Below are 24,379 nucleotides of genomic sequence, written 5' to 3'. Positions count from 1 at the left end.
CCCTGCAGCGGTCGGTCCTCTTTCCTACCCATGTTTGAGACTTCGCCTCTGCTGTGCTTTGTCGACACCTCATAAACTGCGTCAATGCGCTATTTACTGATCGTCTACCTGCTTCTTGTTCCTGTGAGCCTGTGGGCGGATTGTCGAGGCCTGGCTCCCGCCCGTGGTGTACCCGCTCCGGCAGAAAATGAATGGAATCTGGCGACGCTGAACCTGTGGCGGCTTCGTGATATCCGCAAAGACAGCCATCTGGATAAACCGCTTTCTTCTGCTGTGCTGGAGAGGCGATTAGAGGCGCTGGCAGATTTCATCGCCGGCCCCTTGCGGGCGCCCCATATGCTGGCTGTTCAGGAAGTGGAAAACCGTCAATTACTGGCGGCGCTGGTAGAGCGACTTGCCCGGTACGGTTGGCGATACCGCGTCGTTCTGAAAGAGGGCAATGATCCCTCCGGCATGGATGTGGGCCTGCTCTATCGTCAGCCGGTGCAGATTGCCTCGGCGAAAAGCCTGTTTGCGGAGCAGGACTTTCACAACCACGCACTGTTTTCCCGTCCGCCCTTGCACGTGACGGTGCATGCGCCTCGGCAGTTGCAGCTGGTTGTGGTGCACCTGCGCAGTGCGCGAGGTCTGCAAAAAGCGCAGGTCCAGGAAAAAAGGCAGAGCCAGGCGGCGTTGCTGGCCAACTGGGTCACTAAGCAGGATGGACCGCTCATTGTCGCCGGTGACTTCAACAGCACCTGGGATGCCGGGCGGCTCTCTGCCAGCTATGCGCGTTTTGCGGAATCCGGTCTGTTCAATCTGTGGCAGCTTATGCCGGAACCGGAGCGCTACAGCTTTCGTTATCGTTGCCAGCCACAGGCGCTGGACCATATCTGGGTGTCACGGGAGGCGAAAAAGGCAGTCTCCAGAACGGCGGTAACCCGGGGTAATGCGGGTCGCTATCACAGCTTGTACGGCAGTCAGGGCGTGACGCCAGTGTCTGATCATGATGCGGTGGTCGTGTACTTTACTGGGGGGAGATAAAACGGCAGGTCTGGCGTGTTGCCTGGAGCGTAACGGATGTTCCGTGGAAACGAAAAAGACGCCGCGGGGTTGCTTGCGTGTTTGCGAGGACCAGGGAGAGCCCCGCGGCGTTAAACAGTGGGCGGCATGCGCCGCCCGTGTTCTTGGTGCTTACAGTGCGAACTCGTAGGAAACGCTCATCACCAGATCGTCGTCGTAGGTGTCGTCTTCTTCCTGATCAACGATCTTGGACAGGGTGAAGGTGAACTGATCGGTAACGGCGTAGCTCAGATCCAAGTGAGTGTAGTCACTGTCGTCAGCTTCAAAGTCATAGAAGCCCACGGTGGCGGAGTACTTGTCGTAGCCGTAACCCACAGCGAAGTAGTCGCTTTCGTAGTCTTCATCGCCACCCTTGCCGGAATTACCCACACCGATGTAAGCATCAGCGCTCAGGCCGGCAAAGCCAACGCCCAGGTGAACTTCCTGGAAGTCAGCACCGGATGCAGGGTTGTCACCTGCGGTGCCGCCAGCGGTGTAGTTGTAGTCGATGTAGCTGATGTCGTAGCTCAGACCTTCGAACTCACCACCGAAACCGGCGTACAGGTCGTACTCGGTGTCGTCGGTTTCAGAAGAGGCCCAGGCACCAGCGTACAGACCGGACGTGTGGGAGTAGTCAACGCTACCGTATACCGCAGCACCGTCAGTCAGCTGCTGACCACGCCACAAGTACTGGCTGGACGCACCCAGGGTACCACTGACTTCAGCAGCAGCGATGGCCGGAGCCAGGCTGGCAGCGACGATGGAAGCGGCCAAAACGGTTTTCTTCAGACCAAATACGTTTTTCATGTGCAACCCTCTTAACAAGTCTAATTCGTTCAATGTGCGCTGGTGACGCACCGCCTTTTCGGCTCGCATTAGATATTGCAGAGAGCGTGCCAACTATTTTTTGTTGATAAAAAACAGTGGCTTGATGATTGTTGGGGGGAAAAAAGCGGGTTTCACAAAGGGGAAACAGAGAATGCGGTGCGCGAAATTGGTGCCGCGCACCGCATTGGTGCGCCCGTTATGGGCACTGCCAGTCAGTTTGCACCGCATCGACGCTGTTGCCAGCGGCATCCTTTAATGACAGACCGCACTGACCCTTGTCGTAGACAAAGTGCGCCTGGTACTCGCCACCGGCCTGGGGAGAAAACTGCAGGGCGACACGACAGCGGTCCCGGCTGTTGTCCGCCTGGCGTCGATTGTAGATCACGCCAATGCGGGTGGCGGGGGCCGCCTCGACCGTTGTTGTGACCTCCGGGCTTTTCTTCATGGTTTCCAGCAGTTCGTCCAGTGCACCACCGCTGATCGGGCTTTGCGACAGGGCATAGTCGGTGGATTGGAAGCCCTTGCCGGGCACACAGACGACGGGCTGGGCGGCGGTATCGTTGCTGGTGAAGGTAACCTGGGCGGTCTCGCCAGCGGTGGGTTCCTGGTAATTGAGATGCTGACAACCGGCCAGCAGGGCCAGAGGGGCGAAAATCAGGGCTTTCATGATGTGTCCTTATCAGGGCGTTTGGCAAAGTGTATGTCAGCCGGACGGCAGACCCAATGGGGTTTCTGTTGCAAGGTCGGGGCCATGAATTGCCAGCGAGCCCAGCGAGGGGGCAACAGTAACGATGGGATCAGTGTGTGTCACCGAACCAGTGGCTGATCGCCTCCCGGGTCAGTGCAGGTTTTTCCCGGTTGGAGGGTAACCAGTTGCCGGCGTTGGCGGTCATGGCGGTGAGAAACTCGAACAGGGGCAGGTGCTGGCGCAATACCCGGTGGTGCCGGTGGCCGATGACCGGGTTGAAATAGCCAAAGAAATCCAGCATCTGCCGGGGATTCTTGCGCACCCAGAGCCAGGAGCCCATTTCCAGGGTAAAGGGCAGGAAGGTGTGTTGCGGTGCCCGATCCTGGGCATCGTCGTAGAGATAATCCCAGAGATCGCCATGGGTGGTGTAGTTCACCGACTGGGGCTCGATCAGGTAGGGGTGATGATGGGGATAGGTGTCTTCGAAGTGTTGTTTGAGCCGGTACACCTCACCGATGTGGGGAATAGGGCGATGACTGCGGGCGTAGCAGCACCAGATACGGTCCCGACGACCAAAGCCGCTGTGGCAATCCACGCTCATGGCAAAGGGAGCTGGCATCAGTTTTTCCCGAACCACGCGCACCAACGCCTGGGCTTCCGCTTCCATGGGGGCACCACTTTTTCCCCGATACCAGGGCAGGTGTCGACTGATGCGGTGGCCGCCCACCAGAAAAGGCACCCGGCCCATGGCATCGATGGGCGCGTTGCGCATCAGGTCCACGCCATTGGGGTTGCTGCGGGTGCGCTTCCAGATGCCACCCGGGTTGATCATGGGCATGAATACCAGACGCACCTGCTCCAGCCGGCGATGGAGCTGGTCGTCCCACTGCAAACGATGAATCAGGCTGTGCAGCCAGGACATCAGCACCTGGCTGCCGATCCGCTCCACCCCATGCACGCCGCCAAAAAAACCGATCACCGGCACGCCGGGAGAGGTGCTGCCCATTTCGATCACCCGCACCGGCAAGGACAGCTCACCCATGGGCACCTCATGAACCGTGGACACCCGCAGATGGCGTTCACCATGACGAATCAGGGCATCCAGATGCAGAAGCTCGGGCAGATGGCGTTGCAGCAGGTAGAGGGTGTCTTCCATAGGCGGGGGTGGGGACAGGCAAAGAGAATTACACAGGGTAACGACGGCAGATAACAGGAATGTGACGATGCCTTGCCTGCATGTTATCACCTGGGTATCTACGCTACGGAGCCGCTGTAGGAGCGGATCTTGAGCCGCGAACCTCGCGAAGCGAGGAAATCGACCGAAGGGCGATCAGGGATTTCCGGGCTCGACAGGTGTCTTTAGAAGGAGCCGGTGGTTACCTGGTACATTTCCTTCGCTGTCGCTCGGATTCGCACCTCAAGAGGTGTTATTCGCTGCGCTCACCCCTACGGGGCCGCCCTGCGGGCGTTACTCCCCTGCGCTCCGTTCCTACCGCGGCGCTGTAGCGAGATGGGCAGTTTTTCTTCACCAAACCGTGATGCCACTGTCAGCGAACTGTCACGCCGAATTTCTAGTGTGGCCACAGGATAGTCCTGCAACGGATAAGAGCCTGTGGCCGTGCCCATGACAATGCCTCTTGATTCTGCTTGCTCACTGCGAACCGGGGATCTGCTGTTGTTTTCCGGCCGCGGTTTTACCAGTGAGGTGATCCGGGTCTTTACCCGTAGTCCCTGGAGTCATATCGGCATGGTCGTGCACCTGCCCGGTAATCCCGATCCGCTGGTTCTGGAATCTACCACCTTGAGTGAATCATCGGATGTGACCCTGGGCTGTCCGGTGGCCGGTGTGGCGCTGGTTCCACTGGCAGACAAGCTACGTGATTACCCGGGCACGGTGGCGTTGCGTCGACGGCATGGGCCGCCATTGAGTGATCGCCAACAGCAACTGCTGACGCGCCTGGTCAAACGGTTGCTCCATCGTCCCTACAAGAATTACGTGCTGTGCAATGCCCTGGATGTGCTGACAGGTTTTACCCGCAAGCCGGACCAGCGCGGCTGGTTCTGTTCGGAACTGGTGGCGGAAGTGTACCGGCGGTTGGGCTGGTTACCCCGCCAGACCCGCGCCAGTACGCTGGTGCCGGGGCATTTCGGTTCCCGTCACATGCGTTTGCAACACGGCAAGCTGGGGGCCGTGGAGTTTCTCAAGAGTGGCCCGCAAGCCACCGCCATCCGGGCCCGGGTTACAGCCAGCGCCGAACACGTTGCTGATAGGCCTGCCATTGCTTCCCGAACTGTTGGGCATGAAACGCTTCTTCCGCAACAATCACATGCTGCTGGATAACCCAGACCACCGGGACCAGCATGATCAGCATGCCCGGGCTGTGCTGACTCAGGGCCATGGCCAGGTAGAGCGCGGTAAAGCCCAGGTAGATGGGATTGCGGCTCAGCCGGAATACGCCTGTGGTAAGCAGCTGACTGGCGGGGCGATGGGGAACCAGGGTCGTGCGTGCCAGGCGCAACTGGATCGCTGCAGCCAGCACCAGGGTGGTGCCAATCACGGCCAGCGCCAGAATCACCCAGTGATCACCCGGGAATGCCGGGGCGGGGAGCGGCAGGGCCTGATCGATGCCATAACCCATCAGCAGCCCCCCCAGATACAGGGCCGGTGGCGGCATCATAACTTGCGGGTGCTCGAGGGACATGGCAATCACCTGGTGACAGAAAACGAAGAGGAAAAATACGCGGCTATTCTAAACACTATGACAGCCAGCTGCCTGTCCGCTGGCAAACTTTGCGAGGTTTTCTATTGATCATTTCGAAAAAGCTGGGTTATGGTAATTCCAATCCCGCCCTTGCGGGAGTGATCGCGATCATAAGCTGTTACAGCTGCTGCAACTGAACCGCCAAAAGGCTTAAACCAACGGCGGCAGGCGCAGGCGTCACTCTCGCTTTGTCACAGTATGAGCCAGATCTGACGCCCGAGCCGTAGCCGCCCACGACGCAACCGTCACAGGGGATACGCATGGAAGAGCGCGCGGCCAGACTTCACACCCTCTCCGTCAACCACGCAAGCGCCAACCAGAACGATTCAACCCTCGAACAAGAACAGCAAAAAACCTACGTCATCGATACCAACGTACTGATCCACGACCCGAATTCGTTACTCAATTTTGAGGAACACCGGGTGGTGATTCCCATGACGGTGCTGGAGGAGCTGGACAAGCTGAAGAGCGGCAAATCCCATACGGCGGCAGACTGCCGTGCGGCCATTCGCCAGATCGACCGGGTGCTGGGCAGTGCCACCCCGGCAGAGGTGGAAGCGGGTATCCCTATCCCCCGGGGGCCGGAGACGGTCACCCAGGGCACGCTGACGGTGCTGATGTCCAAGCCGGACAACGATAGGGCGCCACTGCCTGATAACCTGAACGATAACCGCATCATCAACGATGTGGTGGCCATGCAGGCCAGTCAGCCGGAGCGACGTTTTATTCTGGTGACCAAGGACATCAACATGCGCCTCAAGGCGCGGGCCTGTGGCATCGAGTCGGAGGATTACCACAACGATCAGCTGGTATCGGACATCAAGCAATTGACCCGGGGCTATTTCGAAGTGCCCGGTTCCTTCTGGGATCAGGTCACCCAGGTGGAAACCGAGCAGGTGGGCGCCGATACCCTGCATCATCTGTCCCACGGTCTGCTGGTGAGTGAGATCCTTGGCGAAGAGGTCTATCCCAATCAGTACGTGATTGATGAACAGGGATTTGTCGGGCGGGTCATGGATGTGAACAACGGCGTCGTGACCCTGCGGCATTACAAGGCCGACAGTCTGCTGGATCAGGAGGTTTGGGGGTTACGCCCGAAAAACCTGCAGCAGGCCATGGCGCTGCAACTGTTAATGGATCCGGATGTGCACCTGGTCACCCTCACCGGGGCCGCGGGGTCCGGGAAAACCATTCTGGCGCTGGCGGCCGCCATCGAAATGACGGTGGAACAGAAGCGTTTCAACAAGATCATCGCCACCCGGTCTACGCCGCCATTGGCGGAAGAGCATGGTTTCCTTCCCGGTACCGAAGAGGAAAAAATGGACCCCTGGCTGGGGGCTATCAACGACAATATCGAGGCGTTGCACCTGAACGATGAAAATCCTTCCGGGAGCATTCAGTACGTGAAGGAAAAGGCCAACATCCAGTTCAAGGCCATGAACTATATCCGCGGCCGCAGCTTCCAGAAATCCCTGATCCTGATTGACGAAAGCCAGAACCTGACTCCCCATCAGATGAAGGCGATCATCACGCGGGCCGGGGAAGGCTCCAAGGTGGTGTGCCTGGGCAACCTGGCCCAGATCGACACCCCCTATCTGTCACCCACCAGCTCCGGCCTGACCTACATGACCGAACGCTTCAAGCGGTTTGTTCATGGTGGTTCGGTGCAGCTGAACGGGGTGCCGAGGTCGTTGCTGGCGGAATATGCGGAGCAGTTTCTTTAACGCGTAGCGGTTAACCTGTAGGAGCGCCTCTCGAGGCGCGATCCGCGCGTCAGCGCGGAAATTCCTCGCAGAGGAATCAGGATCCTGAAAATCCTCTTCGCGCCTCGAGAGGCGCTCCTACAGCAGTTTCCTATCAGCCGTTAATCTTCTCTATGGCTGCCTTGCACGCTTCCGACTGATAAAAATCATCCAGCACCCACTGAATAAACGGTTCCAGTACGCCCTGCTCAATCAGGACTGTGGCACCGCGTGCCAGGGCGGGAGCGGTGATCTGGCGGACCTGATCTTCGCTGATCTTCATGCCGTCCAGCAGGGTTTGCAGGGGTATGTCGCTGAGGGACTGAACGGCGGCGTGGATGCCCACGCTGACCAGACGGCGGGTGTAGTCCAGGCGGGCAGTTTCATCGCCGATGGCACAGCCCTGGCTGACCACTTCATCGATAGTGCCGGCGGGTACCAGCTTCAGATAGTTGGCGGGTTTGAGCGGCGCCACACGCTGGTAACCGTCTCTGGCCAGTTGCTCGATGCGCTCATTGGTGAGCTGCTTGTTCAACCATTGCTCGCCGGTTCTCAGGGTGACACGGATATTCTTTCTCAGATAATCACGGATGGACTCTTCCATGCCACCCATGGCCTTGCCCACCATGCTCTTGCGACCCATTTTCATCACGCTGCTGACGCCGGGAAGTTTGGCCAGGGCATTTTCTTCCAGCAGAAAATTCTTGATCCCGGTATAGAGCATCTCACTGACCATTTCGCTGACCAGCGGATGGCTCATGGCCGCGTGGATGGCTTTCTCGCGGAGGGTTTGCAGCTTCAGCACCTGCTCCAGGATCGCCTCGAAATGGTCTTCACTGAGCAGCTCGCCCACGGTAGCCGGATCCTTTTCAGCGGCTTCCCACACCGCCTTGCTCACATCGCTGACCACCGTCTGCAGTCCCTGGGCGCTGAGCGCCTGTTGCAGCCATTGATCCACTACCGTGGTCAGGGAATCGCTGTCTACCAGTTTGCCCAGGGGAACGGCGCCCAGGCTGACACTGGCCTGAGCCATCAGGGCCTGCCAGTGGTCCTCGTTCTGCAGTTGTGCACAAAGGTGTGCCTGGTGCGCATCGCGCAGGGCGGAAATCAATTCGGCGGATGACATGGTCGTAAAACCTCTTTTTATTGATTCAGAACAATACCCCCGTTCTCCAACGGCCTTTCAATAGTACCGGTGGGGTGGCCATTACAGCCTGTGCCGGGTATCGGGTCACTGTCTCTATCTTGCTGGAACAAAGGGGAACTGTATGCAACTGCGAGGACAAGGAAAAGCGGCGCTGCTGCTAACCGGAGTGCTGATGGCCGGGCCGGCCCTGGCCCACAAGGCGGGGGATGTGATTGTGCGCCTGGGGGGGATCAAGGTGGATCCGGACGCCAGCAGCGAGGTCTTCAATCCGGCGCTGCCTGCGGTGGGTGGCCTGGGCGTCGATGTGGATGACGATACCCAGTTGGGGTTGACCCTGGCGTATATGGTCACTGACTCGATCGGTGTTGAGCTGGTCGGTGCGACCCCTTTTACCCATGACATCCTTCTGGATACCGGTGGCGGCGGGGTGGTTATCGGCGAAACCGGGCACCTGCCGCCCACGCTGCTGGCACAATACTATGCCCCTCAGGTCGGGCCCATGCGGGCTTATCTGGGCGCAGGGTTGAACTACACCCTGTTTTTCGAGGACAGCATCGACGATGCAGTGGTCAGTCCGCTGCTGGGGGGGGCTGATGCGGATGTGAAGCTCAGTAATTCCATGGGCTTTGCCTGGGAAGTGGGTGCTGACTTTTCCCTGAACGAGAACTGGTTGTTCAACGTCAGCGTCTGGAACATCGATATCGATACCGAGGCGCGCCTGTATGTCAATGACGCCCGCGTGGACAAGATCGATGTGGAAATCGATCCCTGGGTGTACATGGTAGGGCTGGGTTACCGGTTCTGAGGCACTATGCGTCAGGGGCACGCCTGCTCCCGGTAGCGGGTTGCAGGCATGGCCTATGACGTTGGGGGAAAGCCCGATGACCATGAGCAGGCTCCGCTGTGCGGCTCATGGTCACGGGTCAGGCCATTTCTTCCAGCAGTTCCGGGAAGCGCTGGCGGAGAACTTCATAGCCACCATCCAAGCTGACCACATCACTGAATCCCTGCTCGCTCAGCCAGTCGGCGGCGCCCTGGCTGCTGTTGCCGTGGTAGCAGTAGATCACCAGGGGTTTTTCCGGGGCGGTATCAGCCAGAAACGGCTCCACATTGGCCTGGGTCAGGTGGACGGCGCCGCGTAAATGGCCAGCGGCAAAACTGGCCGGGTCACGGATATCCACGAACAGGGCGTCGCCCTGGTCGAAACGGGTTTTGCCCTCATCCGGGCTGATGCGTTTTGCCATTTTCTGAGTCCTTCTCGGCGAGCAGATCCGACGGCGGATACTCGCATTCCAGTTTCATGCCGATGGCATTTTCCAGTTCCGGCAGCAGGAAGGCATCGTCTTCACAGGCAAAGCTGATGGACATGCCGCTGGCGCCAGCCCGACCGGTGCGGCCGATACGGTGAACGTAGTCCTCCGGGTCTTCCGGCAGGTTGTAATTCACCACATGGGAGACGCCGTCGATATGGATGCCCCGGCCGGCCACGTCGGTGGCGATCAGCACTTGCAGATCGCCGGCGCGGAAGCGTTCCAGGGTCTTCATGCGTTGGGTCTGGGGCACGTCACCGGAGATCAGCGACACTTTCAGACCTTTCTTCTGCAGGCGGTCGCTGACCCGGCGGGTAATATCCCGGCGGTTGGCAAAGACGATCACCTTGTCCATGTTCATGCCGGTGATCAGGTTATAGAGCAGGGTGAATTTGTCATCGGCATTGGTGATGTAGACCTTCTGCTCCACGGTGTCGGTGGTGACCTGGGCGGGCTCGATTTCCACCACCTCGGCATCCTCGGTCCAGCGGCGGGCCAGATTCATCACATCATCGCTGAACGTGGCAGAGAACAGCTGGGTCTGCCGGTATCGGGTTTTCGGGGTCATGCCGACGATACGTTTCACATCGGGAATAAAGCCCATATCCAGCATGCGGTCCGCTTCATCCAGCACCAGGAATTCCACCCGGTCCAGCCACAGATCACGGCGTTTGGCGAAATCCAGCAGGCGACCGGGGGTTGCCACAAGAATGTCGATCAACTCGTTCTGCAGGCGCTCCTGCTGGCGGTTGAAATTCATTCCGCCAACCACGCTCATCACCTGCAAGTCGGTGTACTTGGCCAGCGCCCTGGCGTCCTTTTCGATCTGCATGGCCAGTTCCCGGGTCGGGGCAACGATCAGGGCCCGGGGCTCGCCGGCGTAGCGCTTTACCTGAATGGGGTGGCGCAGCAGGTCGTTGATCACCGTGATCAGGAAGGCGGCGGTCTTGCCGGTGCCGGTCTGGGCCCGGCCAATGGCGTCGGCGCCGGCCAGGGTATGACCCAGGACTTCCGCCTGGATGGGCGTGCAATACTGGAAGCCCTGGTCGGCGATGCCGCGCATCAGGTTCAGGTCCAGATCAAAGTCATGGAAGCGGGTTTCACCGTCTTTTTCCGGCACCGGGAACTGATCCAGGGTCCAGGTGCTTGTCTTGTCTTTTTGCATGTATTCGCTCAGTCTGAATGCAAGAGTCTGTGCCGATATTGGCACTGGCGGCACACAGCCGCGGGGCGGAAATCAGTCCACCCGTTCCTGCTGAAAACGGGGTATTGTAGAAAAAATAGCCAGCGCTGTCAGAGGATGTTTCTTATGGGGTTGCTTCGCGGGGTTATTGTAGTGTTTTGGGTGGCAGTAGGGTTAGCCATTTTCCTGGATCTGCCGTCGCCCTTCGACCGTTTGCTGTTGGGGGCCGGGCTGGTTGTTGCGGTCCTGCATGCCCTGGAATGCATCGGCTTTATGGTATGGATTCGGCGGCGTGGGCTGTTTCACTGGCGCGACGCCTTGATGATCATGATCTTCGGGGTGGCCTATCTCAAGCCGAGAATGCGGACCCTGCGGCACACGGTTTAGCCAAATACCAGTAGCCGGTTGTTGGCGGGCATTTCATGGTCGGCCAGCAGGTGGCGTTGCTGGCGGGCGAACTGTTCTACCACCCACTCCTGATCGCGAATGCCGCGGTCACCGTCACCCTCTCGCAGCCTCTGGTCGAACTGGCGGTTGGAATCGCTGGTGAATTGGCCCTGGTAGTTGAACGGGCCGTAGACCAGGAATTTGCCGCCCTCGGTTAAATGCTCACAGCCCTTGCGGATACAGGATTCCACCAGTGGCTCGGCCATGATGTGGAAGGTGTTGGCAGTAAACAGGTAATCGAAGTGGCCGGTAGGCCATTCGCCGGCAACGTCCAGCGCCAGCGGTGGCAGGGCCCGGTTGCACGGATCACTCTGCCACTGCTGGATATAGGGCAGGTTGGCGGTCACATCGGAAGGCTGCCATTGCAGATGAGGCAGTTGCCCGGACAACCAGGCCGCATGCTGGCCGGTACCGGCACCAATTTCCAACAAGGTACCCGGCGCCTGGCAGTGCTGCTTCAGCACGGCCAGGATCGGAGTCTTGTTGTTTTCGCAAGCCTGGGAGTAGGGGCGTTCTGTCATTACTTCTTGTTCATGAACTTCTGGCCCATCACCATCAGACGCTGGTAGCTGGTAGGCAACAGCCGCTGCATGGTGTCGATCGCCAGGGCGTCAGAACCAATCAGAACCCGACGCTTGTTCTGGCGAACCCCCTTGAGGATGGTGCTGGCGGCTTCTTCCGGTGTGGTGCGGAACATCTTCTCGAAATCCGCTTTGGATTGCGCGGGATCGGATCCGGTGATGGCGGCCACATCATCGCTAATGCGAGCGGCCTTGGCGATGTTGGTCTTGATGCCGCCGGGATGAATGGACGTGGCGGAGACACCGCATTGTTCCATTTCCAGCTCCAGGCGCAGGGATTCGGTAAAACCGCGCACGGCGAATTTTGCCGCATTGTAGGCAGACTGAGTGGGAATGCCGATCAGTCCAAACACGGAAGACACGTTGATGATATGGCCTTCGCCTGCTTCCTTCAGGTAAGGCAGGAAGGCTTTGGTGCCGTAAACCACGCCCCAGAAGTTGATGTTCATCAACCACTCGAAGTCATCGTAGTTCATCTTCTCAACGGTGGCACCCAGGGCAACACCGGCATTGTTGAAGATCATGTTGGCATAGCCGAAATGGTTGACCACGTCATCGGCAAAATCATAAAACGCCTGACGGTCTGCCACGTCCAGTTTGCGGGTCATCAGGCGGTCTTCAGCCAGACCCAGCAGATCGGCGGTTTCTTTCAGGCCGGCTTCATTGATGTCAGACAGGGCCAGCTTGGCACCAGCGGACGCCAGTTCCTGAGCCAGAGCACGGCCAATGCCGGAACCGGCACCGGTGATAACGGCAACTTTGTCTTTGAAATTCTTCATGATGACTCCTGTATCCGCTTAATTCAGTCGCAAGTTGCAAGTTCAAAGTTGAAACACGCAGGCGCTGACAGTGCCAACGGAAAATCCCTGATCTGCGCCGTTACAAGGTTGCTGCGCGGGCAGGGCATGTCAGTTTCAAACAAGCTGGCTCGCGCCTTGAAACTTTCAACTTTGAACTCTCAACTCAATTCGGCGATCGAGTGTAGACACTTTGTCACTGCAGAATGGGCCAATCTTGTCTAACAAGGAAGTATTACCGTGACGATGGCGCCGCTGGCCAGCGGCGCTGAGGATAATCTGTGGCCAGGGAAGACGGGGCTAGCCCGGTTGGGGGCAGGCTTCGCCAAGGGGGGCGGCAATGGCGGTATGGCTCTGGTGCATGAGCCGCACCAGCTCCGCCTCGCTGTGGCCCAATGGGGAAATGGCAGGGTGCAGCGTGATCTGGGCATGCTGACCGGGGCGCAACCGTGCGGTGCCCGGTGGCAGTATCTCGAAGGTTCCGGTGAGAGTGACCGGCAGCACCGGCAGTTGCAGGTCCTGGGCCATCTTGAAGGCGCCTTTCTTGAAGGGCTTGAGCTGGCCACTGCGGCTGCGGGTGCCTTCCGGAAAGAACAGCACGCTGGCACCGTTGGCCAGTCGGGTGCGGGCCTGGTTGAGGCTGGCAATGGCGGCCTGGGTATCGGCCCGGTTGATAAAAATATGGCCGAGTTTGTCGCAGCAGATGCCAATCACTGGCATCTGCCGCAACTCATGTTTCATGACCCAGCGAAAATCCACTCCCAGATAACCGTACAGCACGAAAATGTCGAACTGACTGAGATGGTTGGCAACGATCACATAGCTCTGCCCCGGGCGCAGATTCTCGCGACCATGCACATCCACGCGGACACCGCTATAGAGCAGGCAGAGTTTTGCCCATGGCACAGCGGTAAGACGGGCTACCCGATCCGCGGGCAGGAAGGGCACCAGTAACAGGCACAGTGCCCCCAGTACCAGAGTCGTGGCTGCCATTAGCGGAACAAAGACAAGCCAGCTATAGAGGAAGAAAAACAGCCGCATGGATCGAGCTCTCCGTACCTGTTCAGGTTTTTCCTTATGGTAATGGAGAGCTGGCCGAATATGACAGATGGATAATTACTTTGTTACGTTTTCATTATTTGCGCTGCCCATTGCTGCCGAGGGGCGGCCAGGGCCACGAAGATCCAGATAATCATAATAATGATTCTGGTATTCCGGCTTGCTAACGATGCGGCGCAATCGTTCCAGGGTGAAGTAAGGTGCGTCACGGAGCAGGATATTGGCGATCCAGGCGGGAATGTAGCCGCCGGGATCCAGAATCAGCTCGTAGGTCATTTCCACTCTTTGATTGCCCAGGCGCACAAAGCCCAGCTTGCCGGTCATTTCCGGGAAGCGGATATATTCATTATTGGGCGGCAGGGCGTCCGGTCGGTTGATCAGGTCCACCATCACCGATTCTTCGTCTTCGGTCAGGGTCTGCGTGACCTTGGCACGCAAAACGGCTTCCCGGTCGGCCAGTGGCCAGGGAAGCTGGGTGGTAAAACGCAGCGAGCGATCAAGCGGGCTGACCCGGTTGAATTCTTCCGCACTGTCCACAAAGTGCAGCCACTTGGGGTAGGACGGGTAATCATTGAGCAAGGCGACCAGTGAGTATTCGTCGGACAGCGTAAAACGGGTGACGCCGCGGAATGTCTTGAGACGGGATTCGTCCCGGTGCTTCATGTAGACCTGGATATCATTCCGGTCGCTAACCAGCTTCCAGTCCTCCAGATCATTACTGAGGGCAGCCTGGCTGAAAGAGGCAACAATGAGTGCCACAAAGAGAGCGATGAGTCTGTCCATGGAAAAACCGGATCCTTGCGTGCCTGTTATTGGAATTTAGGAGCCTCTGGATAACTCCTTGAACGCGGCGGCATTATGCCATTATTGCGATCCCGCTGAACATATTTTGACCGTTGGCGGATTGCTCTGCTGTCCGCTTCGGATGATCGGTTGTCATTCGATGCTTCGATGGCAGGCAATTTTATGCGGTTTTGCTAGACTTGCCTGCCGCAGGTCGGCGGTCTCTGGCCGACGACACGATAATTCGGTTTTTCTGGCCAACTACCTATGCGTAAACGTGCATTTCACCTTTTTGTTGGGGCCATGTTGGTGGCGGGATACTTTGCCGCTTCCCCCTCCCACCTTTGGGAACCGGTTCCCGCCATGATTGAAGAGCCACAGGCCAAGGTGCCGGATAACGGTGAATGGCGAAGTGCGTTCGTCTCCGATGGCGACACTCCGTTGGTGCATGCCGCATCCATGGTGGAGTTGCCGAATGGCTCGGTGAGGACATTCTGGTTTGCTGGCAGCCGTGAGGGCGCGGCGGATGTGGCTATTCATTCTTCGGTGTTCGATCCGCAGTCCGGTACCTGGTCCAATGAAGAGCCGGTGATTACCCGGCAACAGATTGCAGAAGGCTGGGGCCGCCATGTGCGCAAGCTCGGTAATGTGGTGCCTGTGCTGGATGATGATGGTCGGATGCGCCTGTTTGTGGTGGCGGTCAGTTTTGGTGGCTGGGCAGGCAGTCGTGTGGTGGTGATGGAGTCTTTTGACCAGGGTAAAAACTGGCGCTTCGACGGTGTCCTGGTCACCACGCCCTTCCTGAATATCAGTACTCTGGTTAAAACCGCCCCTATTCGTTACAGCGATGGCACCATCGGCCTGCCGGTCTATCATGAAATGGCCGGTAAATTCGGTGAAATACTGCGGCTGGACAAGGACAACCAGATTCTCGGCAAGGCCCGTATTGGCCATGGACGCAAGGCGATCCAGCCCTTGGTGCTGGTAGACAGCCCCTCCCATGCGGTGGCTTTCCTGCGTAATGAAAACGAGCCCAACAACGGCTTTCTCTATCAATCAGAAAGCCATGACGGGGGCTGGCAGTGGGACGAGCTGGCGTACTCTTCCCTGGAAAACCCCAGTGCGGCCTTGAGCGGTCTGGCCATGGCAGAAGGTCACTGGCTGATCGCTGCCAACTGTAACCGCATTGAACGGGATGATCTGTGCATCCGCGAAACCCGTGATGGGGGGCGTAGCTGGCAGGAACGCTGGACCTTTCACGATCGGGAGCGCTGGCGCGGGGAGGAAATGACCGAGCAGCAATTCTCTACCCTGATCCATCCGGAGTTGAACAGTGATGTGCCGCCGGAAGATCCCTCCCGGCTTCTGGATCGGGCTCGCCACAACAAGTGTGATGGTCGTCTCGGCTGCGAATTCCAGTACGACTACCCCTACATGATTCGGACCCGCAGCGGCGATCTGCACATGGTGTACACCTGGAACAAAACCGCCATCCGCCACCTTTGGCTGAAAGCGGATTCCGCGGCCCCAAACAGCAACGAGGAGTAGAATAATGACGCTTGATATTCTGGTCTGCGCCCTGGTGCTGGTGGCAGTACAGTTGCGCATCAGTGCCTCGCTGCTCTCCGTGCGCGGGCGAATAATGCTGTCTGTGCTGGTGTTCGTTTGGGCGGTGTTGCCATTTCCCTGGGGCCTGGCCCCCTGGGTGAACAGTTATCTTGCCGGCTTCAGCATTTCCTCAGGCCTGCTGGCGGTGCTGGCCATTCAGCATCGCATTGTCGGCCACTACTGGCTGCCCCTGAAACAGTTGCGCGGAGCCTGCATGATGCTGGTGTTGATGGCGCTGTGGTTCTACCCGATGAGCATGGGGTCCAGTTATACGGACCCGTACGCCCTGGGCTTCGGCAATTTCCAGTTCAGTACCGCGCTGTTGTTACTGGGGTTGCTGGCCTGGGTGTTGCGCGCCTATGCCACCTGTCTGATTCTGGTGTCCGCGCAATTGGCATTCGGTGCGGATCTACTGGTCAGTGACAATCTCTGGGACTATCTGATTGATCCCTGGCTGGTACTTTGGGCAGCGGGCTGGTTGATCCGTGATCGCCTGTTGCAGGCGCGGGCCATGCCCGCGCCCGAAACTCCGGCAGCAAGCAGTCAGTCTTCGTCCGCCGCCAAGGCTGAGGACCTGTCCGCTGGCCAGTAACTGGCGGACAGATATCCCACCGCAAACATCAGCAGATTACCAATCAGGCCGGTGTAGTAGAGATCGAAAGGGGCGCTCAGTGCTTCCGGCAGCAGCCCCTTGTTGGTCAGGATCGTCCAGCCAGTGAATAGCAGGGTGCAGATGATCCCGCACCAGGCTGCCCGGGCATCCCCCCGGCGGCTGAAGAACCCCAGCAAGTACAATCCCAGCATGCCCCCGCCCAGTAACGACACCAGAATGGTGGACGTGTCCTGCAGCGTTTTGGTGTCTGCCTCATTCAGCCACAGGGCTCCGGCAATCATCAGGCCGGTAACGGCCACCGCGATGCCCCAGGCCACTTTCAGATAGTGGCGGTCATCCTGGCCGGGGTGAAAATGGCGGCGGTAGAGGTCCACCACGCTCACGGTCGTCACCGAATTGATGCTGGAATCCAGCGAACTCATGGCCGCCGCCAGGGCCGCAGCAATCACCAGGCCCGCCACGCCGGCGGGCAGGTAGTTAGTGATGAAATAGGGCATCAAGGTTTCAGCGCGAGCTTCGCCACTGAGAATGGCGCCGGCCTGGACATCCGGATAGACCTGAAAGAACACCCACAGGGCCGTGCCCAGAAACATGTAGAACGCCCAGATGGGCAGCGCAGTGAACAGGTACACCCACAGCCCCTTGCGGGCTTCCGCGGTAGACTGGGAGGCACAATACCGCTGTACGGTATTCTGGTTGCTGGAGTATTCGGTGAGCCAGTTTGTCAGGCCGATCAGCAACATCATGGTGGCGGTTTTTTCGCTCAGCGATAGTGACCAGGAGGTCTCGCCGGGAGCGCCGTCCTCCCAGGGGGCAAGGGCAAATTTTCCGGCCTTGCCTGCCTGATCAAAAATTTGTCCGAGCCCGCCGGGCAGGGCCTCCAGTACCACCCACAGGCAGAGCAGCCCGCCCAGCAACAGCACCACGGTCTGCAGCACATCGGTCCAGATCACCGCATCAATGCCACCAATTACCGTATACAGGCCCACAAAAAGCCCGCCGAGGACGATGGCCGTGGCAGGGGACAGGTCGGTGACCTGCTGGATCAGCAGGGACAGCAGCCACAGGATCATCGCCAGGCGCACTATCTGGGCGACGAGGAAGGCAACGGCTCCGTAGACACGGATGGAGGGGCCGTAACGTTGTTCCAGAAATTCATAGGCGCTGGTCATATTGCCGCGTCGAAAATACGGCAGGAAAACAAACGCCGCCACCAGCATGGCCGGCAACAGGGCCAGGTTGGGCAGGTAGCGAAGCCAGTCGGTCTTGAACGCGTCGGCCGGGTAGGCCAGGAAGGTGATGGAGCTGATGGAGGTGCCTACCAGAGACAACCCGATGACCCAGCCGCGAAAGCGGCGGCCACCCACAAAGTATTCCTCGGTACTGGTGTTGCGTCGGGAAAAGTAGATGCCGATGCCCAGCACCACACACAGGTAGCCCGCCAGGACCACCCAGTCAGCCGTTGCCAATGTCATTATTGTTCTCTCGATACAGGCAACCGGCGACCGGCAGCGCGCCTGCTGGCGTGTTGCCGGTCGCGAGCAGCGTTATTGTTCGATGTAAACGTTATCGGCCTGCTCGCCGCGGTCGGACATGCGGGTGTCAAAGCTGACCCGGGTGCCGGTGCGCAGGCTGCGACGACCGCCGTTCTGTACCGCCTTGAAATGTACGAACAGTTCTTCGCCACTATCGGTGAGGATGAAGCCGAAGCCCTTGTTGGGGTTGAACCACTTCACTTCGCCACGCTGCTGGCCATTCCCGCCCACCAGCGGCAGTTTGGACGGTACCAGTTTGCCCAGTGGCAACAGCGGCAGCAGGTAGACCAGCACCGGCAGCCACAGCCACCACTGGTCCGCAAAGACCACACTGCCATGGCTGGCCACCAGGCCGGCCAGATAGAAGAACACCGCCACGTGCAGAGGCAGGCGTTGTCCGCCACCCAGCAGACAAACCAGATTTACCACCGCCGCCAGCAGCAGGCCCAGGCCGGTTTGCTGACTGTGGATATTGGAGATTTTCACCACGGCAAGATTCTCGTGGAGGGTGACCAGTGCCATTTCCGGAGCAAAAAGCAGCCAGGCGCCGGGAATGGCCAGTAACAGGGCTGCAACCACATAAAAAACGGTCAGGGGTTTAGAGACATTCATGAAATTGACGTTACCTTGTTGAGCGATGAGTGATAAAAGTAGCTGATTCTGGCCAAAACGCCGCTGTTCCGCGGAGAATATGCGGTCACAATGGGTGGCGCCGGCCTGAAACAGTCTCTGTAAACCGCCGGGAAACGAGGCGGTATTGCACGGTGTCACTGTTTGCGACGGGATCCCAGCCGTCGACACAGGTTATTGAACCGTACAATTTGCGCATTGTACCCAAGCCGGCGACGAAACTCATGCGGCATTCTGGAGAGGCTGTGTCTGTATACCCCTTCCTAGGCAAGGATTTTTTCGATGCCCTGCAGGGCTGTGGGGCCGTTGCCCCGAAAACCGGCTGGCAACCCTGCCACCTGGAGACAGAGCAGGGCTGGATGCCTCTCTATCTGCGCAGCCATTCCCGGGGCGAGTATGTATTCGATTACAGCTGGGCGGAGGCCTATCACCGCCATGGCCTGGCTTACTATCCGAAACTGGTCACCTCGATTCCTTTTACGCCGGTTACCGGGCCCCGTTGGCGTGGTGAACTGTCTGCAGCGTCGCTCTGGTCCGGGGTAAAGGACAGGATGGCTGAACATCAGGCCAGCGGCTGGCACCTGCTGTTTCCCGATGCCGCTGCGCGGGAACAGTTGCAGGAACTGCCATTGGTATCCCGGCAGGCCTGCCATTTTCGCTGGCTGAACCGGGACTACCGGGACTTTGAGGATTTTCTTGGCCAGTTCCAGTCCCGCAAACGCAAGAATCTGCGCAAGGAGCGGCGACGCGTCCAGGAGCAGGGGCTGACTATTACCCGTCATCATGGTGACCGGATCAGCGCCAGCGATTGGGCGTTCTTCTACCAGTGCTATGCCAGCGCGTACCTGAAGCGAGGCCAGTTGCCCTACCTGAACGAGGCCTTCTTTTCGGCTGTGGGCGAGCGGTTGTCGGAACAACTGATGCTGGTACTGGCACGGGACGGAGAGCGTCCCGTGGCGGCCGCATTATATTTTTTCGATGCAGAGTGTCTGTACGGACGGTACTGGGGGTGTCTGGAAGAGCGGGACGCCCTGCATTTCGAGCTGTGTTACTACCAGGGCATCGAGTTTGCCATTGAGCAGCAGTTGGCGGCGTTTGATCCGGGAGTCCAGGGGGAGCACAAGATTCTCCGTGGCTTCGAGCCGGTGATTACCTGGTCCATGCACCATTTGCGTGAGCCGGCTTTTCACCGCGCCATTGCGGATTTTTGCCGGGAAGAGGCGGTGCACGTGCAGCGTTACCGGGAAGAGGCCATGACGCTGTTGCCGTTCAGAAAAGGGGGCGGAGACTAGCTACAAGCTACGCTTGTTGGGTAGGCAAAGGTTGGAAAATTCCCGGAATATTGGCGCTTCGACGAAGTCGCTGTGGGAACGGAGCGTAGCGAAGTAACGCACGTTGTTCCGTGCGGCCCGAAGGGTGAGCGAAGGGAATAACCCCGCTTGAGCCGCGAACCGCGCTTGCGCGGAAATCGGTCGCAGGGAGATCAGGAATGCCAGCGCTCGACAGGTCTATCCAAATCCCCCCCTGATGCCATCTCCCATTCGCCATGCGAGCATGGGCTCCAACGGGGTTGGTGGGTGGCATGGAAGGAATCGCGCCGCCAGCGACGCACCAGCGGCAAGCTGAATACCTTGCCGGAATTCCCGATCTTCGGTTTCGTATTTGGTGTTAAGCAGCCACTTGCTGTTCGCGCTGGTAGTAAATCGCCATGGTAACCAGATCGCAGAGATCGGCGTTGGGGTGGTCCGGGGATTTCGGCCCCAGGTTGGCGGTGACATCTTCCAGCTCGCTGCCATAGGGGTCATTCAGGTCGGCCAGGAACTCCCAGGCGTGGCCCTGATGATCCACCAGGGTGCCGGTGTAGACGCCATCATCAAAACGGCAAACGCTGGAAAATACGGTGCTGGTGAGAGCAAAGCCGCGGGCGGTGATCCAGTCAGTCAGCGCCGGGTCCAGGCTGCCGTCGCGGATTTGTGTGGTGATGCTGGCCACAGCATCCCAGGCATTGCGAGTGCTGGCTTTGTTCGGTTCCATGGCGTCTTCCTCGACCTTGCTTCCGGATCGTCCTTGAATGCGGCTGGCTTATCACACGGCTTGCGACCGGTGGCAGCGTTATGGCGATGACTGCATTGTGCCTGCAATCAAAAGCCGGTACAGCGGCGATTTGCCGCAAAAAGTGTAAGAGATATCGGACAAATGAACATTATTCATTTTTTTGATGTGCGCATTTAGCCGTGTTGTCGGCCTGCGAAAAGGGGCGGCAAGGGGCACTCCATCAAGGCGGATATGGCGCGCAGCATTTCGGCTTCGCTCACCTGCACTTTGCCGTCCACCAACACCAGGTCCGCCAGCCCGTCGATCACCGGGCCCTTGAGCAGGGGAGACAGGTCGGCAAGCCGATCCAGCGCCTGTCCCAGTCGTTGACTGCTGCACTGGGACAGAGGCAATAGGGTGCGAGCCTCCGGCAGCAGTCCATGACTGGCTTGTCGGAACAGGGCCCGGGCCTGCTCGTCGCGAGCGCCACTGGTCCAGGTCATCACCGAGAATGCCAGTTGCAGCTCACCTGCCACTGAGCGGTAGCGATTGAAGCGGGTGTGACGGTTGCGCCTGGCGTGATCGTCGAGTTGCTGTCGAGCCAGGGCGACCAGTGCCCACTCAAACAGGGTGGTGCGCTGGTCGGCCTGGGTCAGGCTTGTCAGCCGCTCCAGAATAGCCTTGCGCTGGGCTGAAGGTTGCCCCTTGAGGGTAGGAAGTGCCAGATCGATGATGGGCAGGCGCAGTCGGCTGCCCAGCTCGGACAGTTGCTGGCGCAAGGGCAGCAGATCAGACAGGTGTTCGCCCAGGCCGGCGCTCTGCAGAAGGCGTTGTGGATCGCTGTCCGAGCTGCTGAGTATCAGCGCATACAGGGCCAGTTCGGCCTGGTGCGGGTTGTGAAGCTTTTTGTGCAGATCGGCAGGAAGGGTCTCCAGCAGGGTGCGGGCATAGCCCAGGTCCGCGTCGCTGACTGTCCCCACCCGCCGGGACGTTGCCGGCTCGGCCACAGTCGGCTCGACGCTGGCGCCACTGTCTCCCTGGAATGCTGACACACCTTCCGGTACGGATGCGGTGGATGGCGTGGCGGCCTGGGTCGCCGAACGTGCGCGGGTGCGGGCCCGGGCAACCCAGTCGCTGCCCAGGGCGCCAAGACGGTCATCCAGTGGGGGGTGGGTGGCGAGCAGATTGCGAAAACGAAACCCCAGGGTTTCGCCGAAACACATATGGCTCATGTCTTCGGCGTGTACCGAATCCAGGTGGGAGCCGTCGCCGTTACGGATCTTGATCAATGCACCGGCCAGGCCGGCCGGGTTACGGGTGAACTGTACCGCGGAGGCGTCGGCCAGCAACTCTCGCTGCCGGGAAATGGCGGCCTTGATCAGCCGACCGAAAAACAGGCCCAGATAGCCCACCACTACCAGAGCCAGCGCTACCAGTATCAGGCTGTTGCCCTTGCGGTTGGAGGTGCTGCGACGGGAGGAGCCGCGCAGCATGAATTCGCCGATCTTGCCCACTGCCAGAATGCCCGCAAGCACGGCGATCAATCGCAGATTCAGGCGCATGTCAGCGTTAAAAATATGACTGAATTCATGGGCGATCACGCCCTGGAGTTCGTCCCGGTCCAGTTTTTTCAAGGTACCATGGGTGACCACCAGCACGGTTTCCGAGGGGCGGAAGCCGGCCACAAAGGCGTTAATCGCCTCTTCCTTGTCCAGAACATAAAGCTGAGGGGCGGGGATGCCGGAGGCGATACTCATTTCCTCCACCACATTGATCAGTTTCTTTTCGTCGCCGTGCCGGGTATCCGGATCAATCGGGCGAGCGCCGAGCATGGCAGCAAGTCCCTTGCCTCCCCGCCGCAATTGCCAGGTCTTGAACAGGCAGCCACACACCATCACCAACAGGGTGAAGAGGGTGATCCAGAGCGTCAGAGGGTGACTAAACCACTGGCTGGGGGGGACCAGTTGTACATCCATCCACACGAAGGCCAGCAGCAATGCCAGATTGACGCAGAGGACCACCGCCGCCACCGCGAGAATAAAATACAGGACCAGCAGTCCGGTCTTGCGGCGGGCCCGCTCCTGATGCTGAAAGAAATCCATGGTGGCCGACTCAGAAGGTGACTTTCACCGCCTGACGTGCTTCCTCGGTTTCAATCTTGAGCAGTTGGGCTTCCTTGAAGCTGCCGAACAGGCCGCCGATAAAATTCTGCGGGAACTGTTCACGGTAGGTGTTGTAGTTCATCACCGCATCATTGAACGCCTGGCGGGCAAAACCGATGCGGTTTTCCGTGCTGCTGAGCTCTTCCATTAATTGGGCCATGGTCTCGTTGGCCTTCAGATCCGGGTAGTTTTCGCTGAGGGCGAAGAAGTTGGCCAGGGAGCCGGAGAGCAGGGATTCGGCCTTGCCCAGATTGCGGACCGCGCCAGCATCGTCAGGATGGTCTGCAGCGGTTTTTTTGGCGTTCACTGCCTGATTACGGGCCTCAATCACCTGGGTCAGGGTATCTTTTTCATGGCTCATGTAGGCCTTGGCGGTTTCCACCAGATTGGGGATCAGGTCATGACGGCGCTGCAGTTGCACATCAATCTGGGCGAAGCCGTTCTTGAAACGGTTCTTGAGTGCAATCAAACGGTTGTAGACGGCGATGATGTAGATGATGACGGCGACGATCACACCGATAAAGATAAGAGTCCCCATGACGACAGCCTTCCCCGTGCAGTTTTATTGTGGCTATAAACTACTGCAAAAGTGTTAATGGGGAAAGGCGGCACTAGTAGGCGCCTGTAGGAACGGAGCGTAGCGGAGTAACGCACGCAGTTCCGTGCGGCCCGAAGGGTGAGCGTAGCCAGTACACCTCTTGAGGTGCGAATCTGAGCCCTGGCGAAGGAGTAGCGGTGATCCTTGCTTCAATGCTTTATCAATAAAATGCTTTTGGCGCTCACCTCTAACGCCTCCCTCGCTATCGCTCGGTTCGCACCTCGAGAGGTGCTCCTACAGTGGTTTCGTAGAGAGGCTGTCAGTATTTGATCCCCCACTTGCGATACAGAAATCCCATGATCCAGGCCGGACCGATCATCAGGTACTGGATATCCTCGAAGAAGGACGGTTTCTTGCCTTCCACTTTGTGGCCCCAGAACTGGCCGATCCAGGCGACCACGAACAGAACCAGGGAAACCCAGAAGACGCTGGCACCGCTGGCGGCAATCAGGGAGAGAACGAACAGGCAGGCCAGACTGAAAATCAGCATTCCTAGGGCAATGGGGCGGGAAAGACGCGCGTAATAGAGGGTGACGCCAACCAGGGTGAGAAAGGCCCAGAAGCCGGCGAAGAAGGGTGCAGGCAGTGCCCACAGGAACCCCACTATGCTGAAGAAGATCACCGGGACACAGATAAAGTGTACTTTCTTGTTCGTTGGGTTCTGGTGGCTCTCGCCGTAGGCGTCCAGCCACTCATCCATGCTGCGGGTAGTCATGATTTACTCCCTCGGTGTGTTTGGCGTTATCAGGAGTATCGCACCCAAAATGCAGCTCGGAAAGTTCGGCTGCGAGCGACGAGAAGCGAGTTGCGAAAGGCCTGGTCGGGCCTGGG

25 protein-coding genes are annotated in these 24,379 nt (G+C 58.8%); 8 read left to right on the top strand and 17 right to left on the bottom strand.

The window, feature by feature from the left end:
- The first annotated feature begins 84 nt into the window (after window positions 1-84).
- Window positions 85-1,023, top strand: coding sequence for an endonuclease/exonuclease/phosphatase family protein (locus A0251_RS13970; RefSeq protein ID WP_062817454.1), 939 nt, complete (start codon window positions 85-87; stop codon window positions 1,021-1,023).
- Window positions 1,024-1,173: 150 nt separating this feature from the next.
- On the opposite strand, the gene A0251_RS13965 is transcribed toward A0251_RS13970, so the two are convergent.
- The 3 genes from A0251_RS13965 to A0251_RS13955 all read right to left on the bottom strand — a co-directional run bounded on the left by A0251_RS13965 (window position 1,174) and on the right by A0251_RS13955 (window position 3,713).
- Window positions 1,174-1,848 carry a TorF family putative porin gene (locus A0251_RS13965; RefSeq protein ID WP_062817453.1) on the bottom strand — a complete coding sequence of 225 codons (675 nt, stop codon included), beginning with the start codon at window positions 1,846-1,848 and terminating at the stop codon, window positions 1,174-1,176.
- A gap of 217 nt (window positions 1,849-2,065) precedes the next feature.
- Window positions 2,066-2,536, bottom strand: coding sequence for a hypothetical protein (locus A0251_RS13960; protein ID WP_062817452.1), 471 nt, complete (start codon window positions 2,534-2,536; stop codon window positions 2,066-2,068).
- 130 nt (window positions 2,537-2,666) lie between these two features.
- Window positions 2,667-3,713 carry a M14 family zinc carboxypeptidase gene (locus A0251_RS13955; protein ID WP_082810903.1) on the bottom strand — a complete coding sequence of 349 codons (1,047 nt, stop codon included), beginning with the start codon at window positions 3,711-3,713 and terminating at the stop codon, window positions 2,667-2,669.
- A gap of 468 nt (window positions 3,714-4,181) precedes the next feature.
- On the opposite strand from A0251_RS13955, the gene A0251_RS17260 reads away from it, so the two are divergent.
- Window positions 4,182-4,898: a YiiX/YebB-like N1pC/P60 family cysteine hydrolase gene (locus tag A0251_RS17260; RefSeq protein ID WP_082810902.1), complete on the top strand. Its 717-nt coding sequence runs from the start codon at window positions 4,182-4,184 to the stop codon at window positions 4,896-4,898.
- On the opposite strand, the gene A0251_RS13950 is transcribed toward A0251_RS17260, so the two are convergent.
- Window positions 4,798-5,259, bottom strand: a complete 462-nt coding sequence (locus A0251_RS13950; RefSeq protein ID WP_062817451.1) for an isoprenylcysteine carboxylmethyltransferase family protein — start codon at window positions 5,257-5,259, stop codon at window positions 4,798-4,800. The genes A0251_RS17260 and A0251_RS13950 overlap by 101 nt on opposite strands.
- Before the next feature lie 320 nt (window positions 5,260-5,579).
- On the opposite strand from A0251_RS13950, the gene A0251_RS13945 reads away from it, so the two are divergent.
- The gene (locus A0251_RS13945) at window positions 5,580-7,043 is read left to right on the top strand and encodes a PhoH family protein (protein ID WP_082810901.1); all 1,464 of its coding nucleotides are present in this window, start codon (window positions 5,580-5,582) and stop codon (window positions 7,041-7,043) included.
- Window positions 7,044-7,176: 133 nt separating this feature from the next.
- Here A0251_RS13945 and A0251_RS13940 read toward each other — a convergent pair whose 3' ends face one another.
- On the bottom strand, window positions 7,177-8,187 hold the full coding sequence (locus tag A0251_RS13940) for a hypothetical protein (RefSeq protein ID WP_062817450.1): 1,011 nt from the start codon (window positions 8,185-8,187) through the stop codon (window positions 7,177-7,179).
- A gap of 142 nt (window positions 8,188-8,329) precedes the next feature.
- Between A0251_RS13940 and A0251_RS13935 the strand changes: the two genes are divergently transcribed.
- Window positions 8,330-9,013: an OmpW family protein gene (locus A0251_RS13935; RefSeq protein ID WP_062817449.1), complete on the top strand. Its 684-nt coding sequence runs from the start codon at window positions 8,330-8,332 to the stop codon at window positions 9,011-9,013.
- A 118-nt stretch (window positions 9,014-9,131) separates the two neighbouring features.
- Here A0251_RS13935 and glpE read toward each other — a convergent pair whose 3' ends face one another.
- Window positions 9,132-9,452 (bottom strand): thiosulfate sulfurtransferase GlpE, encoded by a 321-nt coding sequence (glpE, locus tag A0251_RS13930; RefSeq protein ID WP_062817448.1) that lies wholly within the window; start codon window positions 9,450-9,452, stop codon window positions 9,132-9,134.
- Window positions 9,427-10,683 (bottom strand): ATP-dependent RNA helicase RhlB, encoded by a 1,257-nt coding sequence (rhlB, locus tag A0251_RS13925; RefSeq protein ID WP_062817447.1) that lies wholly within the window; start codon window positions 10,681-10,683, stop codon window positions 9,427-9,429. The genes glpE and rhlB overlap by 26 nt, the downstream gene beginning before the upstream one ends.
- Before the next feature lie 144 nt (window positions 10,684-10,827).
- Here rhlB and A0251_RS17535 point away from each other — a divergent pair, with 144 nt between their 5' ends.
- Window positions 10,828-11,088: a DUF1145 domain-containing protein gene (locus A0251_RS17535; RefSeq protein ID WP_062817446.1), complete on the top strand. Its 261-nt coding sequence runs from the start codon at window positions 10,828-10,830 to the stop codon at window positions 11,086-11,088.
- On the opposite strand, the gene A0251_RS13915 is transcribed toward A0251_RS17535, so the two are convergent.
- The 4 genes from A0251_RS13915 to A0251_RS13900 all read right to left on the bottom strand — a co-directional run bounded on the left by A0251_RS13915 (window position 11,085) and on the right by A0251_RS13900 (window position 14,368).
- Window positions 11,085-11,669, bottom strand: coding sequence for a DUF938 domain-containing protein (locus A0251_RS13915; RefSeq protein ID WP_062817445.1), 585 nt, complete (start codon window positions 11,667-11,669; stop codon window positions 11,085-11,087). The genes A0251_RS17535 and A0251_RS13915 overlap by 4 nt on opposite strands.
- Window positions 11,669-12,508: an SDR family oxidoreductase gene (locus tag A0251_RS13910; RefSeq protein ID WP_062817444.1), complete on the bottom strand. Its 840-nt coding sequence runs from the start codon at window positions 12,506-12,508 to the stop codon at window positions 11,669-11,671. Before A0251_RS13910 ends, A0251_RS13915 begins: the two co-directional genes overlap by 1 nt.
- 318 nt (window positions 12,509-12,826) lie before the next feature.
- Window positions 12,827-13,567 carry a lysophospholipid acyltransferase family protein gene (locus tag A0251_RS13905; RefSeq protein WP_062817443.1) on the bottom strand — a complete coding sequence of 247 codons (741 nt, stop codon included), beginning with the start codon at window positions 13,565-13,567 and terminating at the stop codon, window positions 12,827-12,829.
- Between the two features lie 75 nt (window positions 13,568-13,642).
- Entirely contained in the window at window positions 13,643-14,368 is a 726-nt protein-coding gene (locus A0251_RS13900) for an START domain-containing protein (RefSeq protein WP_062817442.1), read from the bottom strand.
- A 363-nt stretch (window positions 14,369-14,731) separates the two neighbouring features.
- On the opposite strand from A0251_RS13900, the gene A0251_RS13895 reads away from it, so the two are divergent.
- Both A0251_RS13895 and A0251_RS13890 read left to right on the top strand, forming a co-directional pair.
- Window positions 14,732-15,916 (top strand): exo-alpha-sialidase, encoded by a 1,185-nt coding sequence (locus A0251_RS13895; RefSeq protein ID WP_231874241.1) that lies wholly within the window; start codon window positions 14,732-14,734, stop codon window positions 15,914-15,916.
- A 4-nt stretch (window positions 15,917-15,920) separates the two neighbouring features.
- Complete coding sequence (locus A0251_RS13890) at window positions 15,921-16,568, top strand: hypothetical protein (protein WP_062817440.1); 648 nt, start codon at window positions 15,921-15,923, stop codon at window positions 16,566-16,568.
- Here A0251_RS13890 and A0251_RS13885 read toward each other — a convergent pair.
- Both A0251_RS13885 and A0251_RS17710 read right to left on the bottom strand, forming a co-directional pair.
- Window positions 16,520-18,064 carry a sodium:solute symporter gene (locus A0251_RS13885; protein WP_062817439.1) on the bottom strand — a complete coding sequence of 515 codons (1,545 nt, stop codon included), beginning with the start codon at window positions 18,062-18,064 and terminating at the stop codon, window positions 16,520-16,522. The genes A0251_RS13890 and A0251_RS13885 overlap by 49 nt on opposite strands.
- A gap of 72 nt (window positions 18,065-18,136) precedes the next feature.
- Window positions 18,137-18,736, bottom strand: a complete 600-nt coding sequence (locus A0251_RS17710) for a cold-shock protein (RefSeq protein ID WP_082810900.1) — start codon at window positions 18,734-18,736, stop codon at window positions 18,137-18,139.
- 263 nt (window positions 18,737-18,999) lie between these two features.
- Here A0251_RS17710 and A0251_RS13875 point away from each other — a divergent pair, with 263 nt between their 5' ends.
- Complete coding sequence (locus A0251_RS13875) at window positions 19,000-20,046, top strand: GNAT family N-acetyltransferase (protein ID WP_082810899.1); 1,047 nt, start codon at window positions 19,000-19,002, stop codon at window positions 20,044-20,046.
- Between the two features lie 376 nt (window positions 20,047-20,422).
- Here A0251_RS13875 and A0251_RS13870 read toward each other — a convergent pair whose 3' ends face one another.
- The 4 genes from A0251_RS13870 to A0251_RS13855 all read right to left on the bottom strand — a co-directional run bounded on the left by A0251_RS13870 (window position 20,423) and on the right by A0251_RS13855 (window position 24,263).
- Complete coding sequence (locus tag A0251_RS13870; protein WP_062817437.1) at window positions 20,423-20,788, bottom strand: hypothetical protein; 366 nt, start codon at window positions 20,786-20,788, stop codon at window positions 20,423-20,425.
- A 194-nt stretch (window positions 20,789-20,982) separates the two neighbouring features.
- Window positions 20,983-22,890, bottom strand: a complete 1,908-nt coding sequence (locus A0251_RS13865; protein ID WP_062817436.1) for a M48 family metallopeptidase — start codon at window positions 22,888-22,890, stop codon at window positions 20,983-20,985.
- Window positions 22,891-22,900: 10 nt separating this feature from the next.
- A complete protein-coding gene (locus tag A0251_RS13860; RefSeq protein WP_062817435.1) occupies window positions 22,901-23,488 on the bottom strand; it encodes a LemA family protein in 588 nt (195 codons plus the stop codon).
- 319 nt (window positions 23,489-23,807) lie between these two features.
- Complete coding sequence (locus A0251_RS13855; RefSeq protein ID WP_062817434.1) at window positions 23,808-24,263, bottom strand: DUF962 domain-containing protein; 456 nt, start codon at window positions 24,261-24,263, stop codon at window positions 23,808-23,810.
- Window positions 24,264-24,379 lie beyond the last annotated feature (116 nt).

It is taken from the genome of Alcanivorax sp. NBRC 102024 (genome assembly GCF_001602235.1).
Taxonomy (GTDB): domain Bacteria; phylum Pseudomonadota; class Gammaproteobacteria; order Pseudomonadales; family Alcanivoracaceae; genus Alcanivorax.
Note: the sequence above shows the minus strand (reverse complement) of the source record. Positions and strands in the feature narration are given on the sequence as shown.

Coding starts and splice junctions, on each gene's coding strand:
- glpE (WP_062817448.1), bottom strand. CDS start 9,452: ATGGCAAAACGCATCAGCCCGGATGAGGGCAAAACCCGTTTCGACCAG.
- A0251_RS13895 (WP_231874241.1), top strand. CDS start 14,732: ATGATTGAAGAGCCACAGGCCAAGGTGCCGGATAACGGTGAATGGCGA.
- A0251_RS13890 (WP_062817440.1), top strand. CDS start 15,921: ATGACGCTTGATATTCTGGTCTGCGCCCTGGTGCTGGTGGCAGTACAG.
- A0251_RS13960 (WP_062817452.1), bottom strand. CDS start 2,536: ATGAAAGCCCTGATTTTCGCCCCTCTGGCCCTGCTGGCCGGTTGTCAG.
- A0251_RS13910 (WP_062817444.1), bottom strand. CDS start 12,508: ATGAAGAATTTCAAAGACAAAGTTGCCGTTATCACCGGTGCCGGTTCC.
- A0251_RS17260 (WP_082810902.1), top strand. CDS start 4,182: ATGACAATGCCTCTTGATTCTGCTTGCTCACTGCGAACCGGGGATCTG.
- A0251_RS13970 (WP_062817454.1), top strand. CDS start 85: ATGCGCTATTTACTGATCGTCTACCTGCTTCTTGTTCCTGTGAGCCTG.
- A0251_RS13905 (WP_062817443.1), bottom strand. CDS start 13,567: ATGCGGCTGTTTTTCTTCCTCTATAGCTGGCTTGTCTTTGTTCCGCTA.
- A0251_RS13950 (WP_062817451.1), bottom strand. CDS start 5,259: ATGTCCCTCGAGCACCCGCAAGTTATGATGCCGCCACCGGCCCTGTAT.
- A0251_RS13885 (WP_062817439.1), bottom strand. CDS start 18,064: ATGACATTGGCAACGGCTGACTGGGTGGTCCTGGCGGGCTACCTGTGT.
- A0251_RS13900 (WP_062817442.1), bottom strand. CDS start 14,368: ATGGACAGACTCATCGCTCTCTTTGTGGCACTCATTGTTGCCTCTTTC.
- A0251_RS13965 (WP_062817453.1), bottom strand. CDS start 1,848: ATGAAAAACGTATTTGGTCTGAAGAAAACCGTTTTGGCCGCTTCCATC.
- A0251_RS13915 (WP_062817445.1), bottom strand. CDS start 11,669: ATGACAGAACGCCCCTACTCCCAGGCTTGCGAAAACAACAAGACTCCG.
- A0251_RS13940 (WP_062817450.1), bottom strand. CDS start 8,187: ATGTCATCCGCCGAATTGATTTCCGCCCTGCGCGATGCGCACCAGGCA.
- rhlB (WP_062817447.1), bottom strand. CDS start 10,683: ATGCAAAAAGACAAGACAAGCACCTGGACCCTGGATCAGTTCCCGGTG.
- A0251_RS13945 (WP_082810901.1), top strand. CDS start 5,580: ATGGAAGAGCGCGCGGCCAGACTTCACACCCTCTCCGTCAACCACGCA.
- A0251_RS13955 (WP_082810903.1), bottom strand. CDS start 3,713: ATGGAAGACACCCTCTACCTGCTGCAACGCCATCTGCCCGAGCTTCTG.
- A0251_RS13870 (WP_062817437.1), bottom strand. CDS start 20,788: ATGGAACCGAACAAAGCCAGCACTCGCAATGCCTGGGATGCTGTGGCC.
- A0251_RS13935 (WP_062817449.1), top strand. CDS start 8,330: ATGCAACTGCGAGGACAAGGAAAAGCGGCGCTGCTGCTAACCGGAGTG.
- A0251_RS13865 (WP_062817436.1), bottom strand. CDS start 22,890: ATGGATTTCTTTCAGCATCAGGAGCGGGCCCGCCGCAAGACCGGACTG.
- A0251_RS13860 (WP_062817435.1), bottom strand. CDS start 23,488: ATGGGGACTCTTATCTTTATCGGTGTGATCGTCGCCGTCATCATCTAC.
- A0251_RS13855 (WP_062817434.1), bottom strand. CDS start 24,263: ATGACTACCCGCAGCATGGATGAGTGGCTGGACGCCTACGGCGAGAGC.
- A0251_RS17535 (WP_062817446.1), top strand. CDS start 10,828: ATGGGGTTGCTTCGCGGGGTTATTGTAGTGTTTTGGGTGGCAGTAGGG.
- A0251_RS17710 (WP_082810900.1), bottom strand. CDS start 18,736: ATGAATGTCTCTAAACCCCTGACCGTTTTTTATGTGGTTGCAGCCCTG.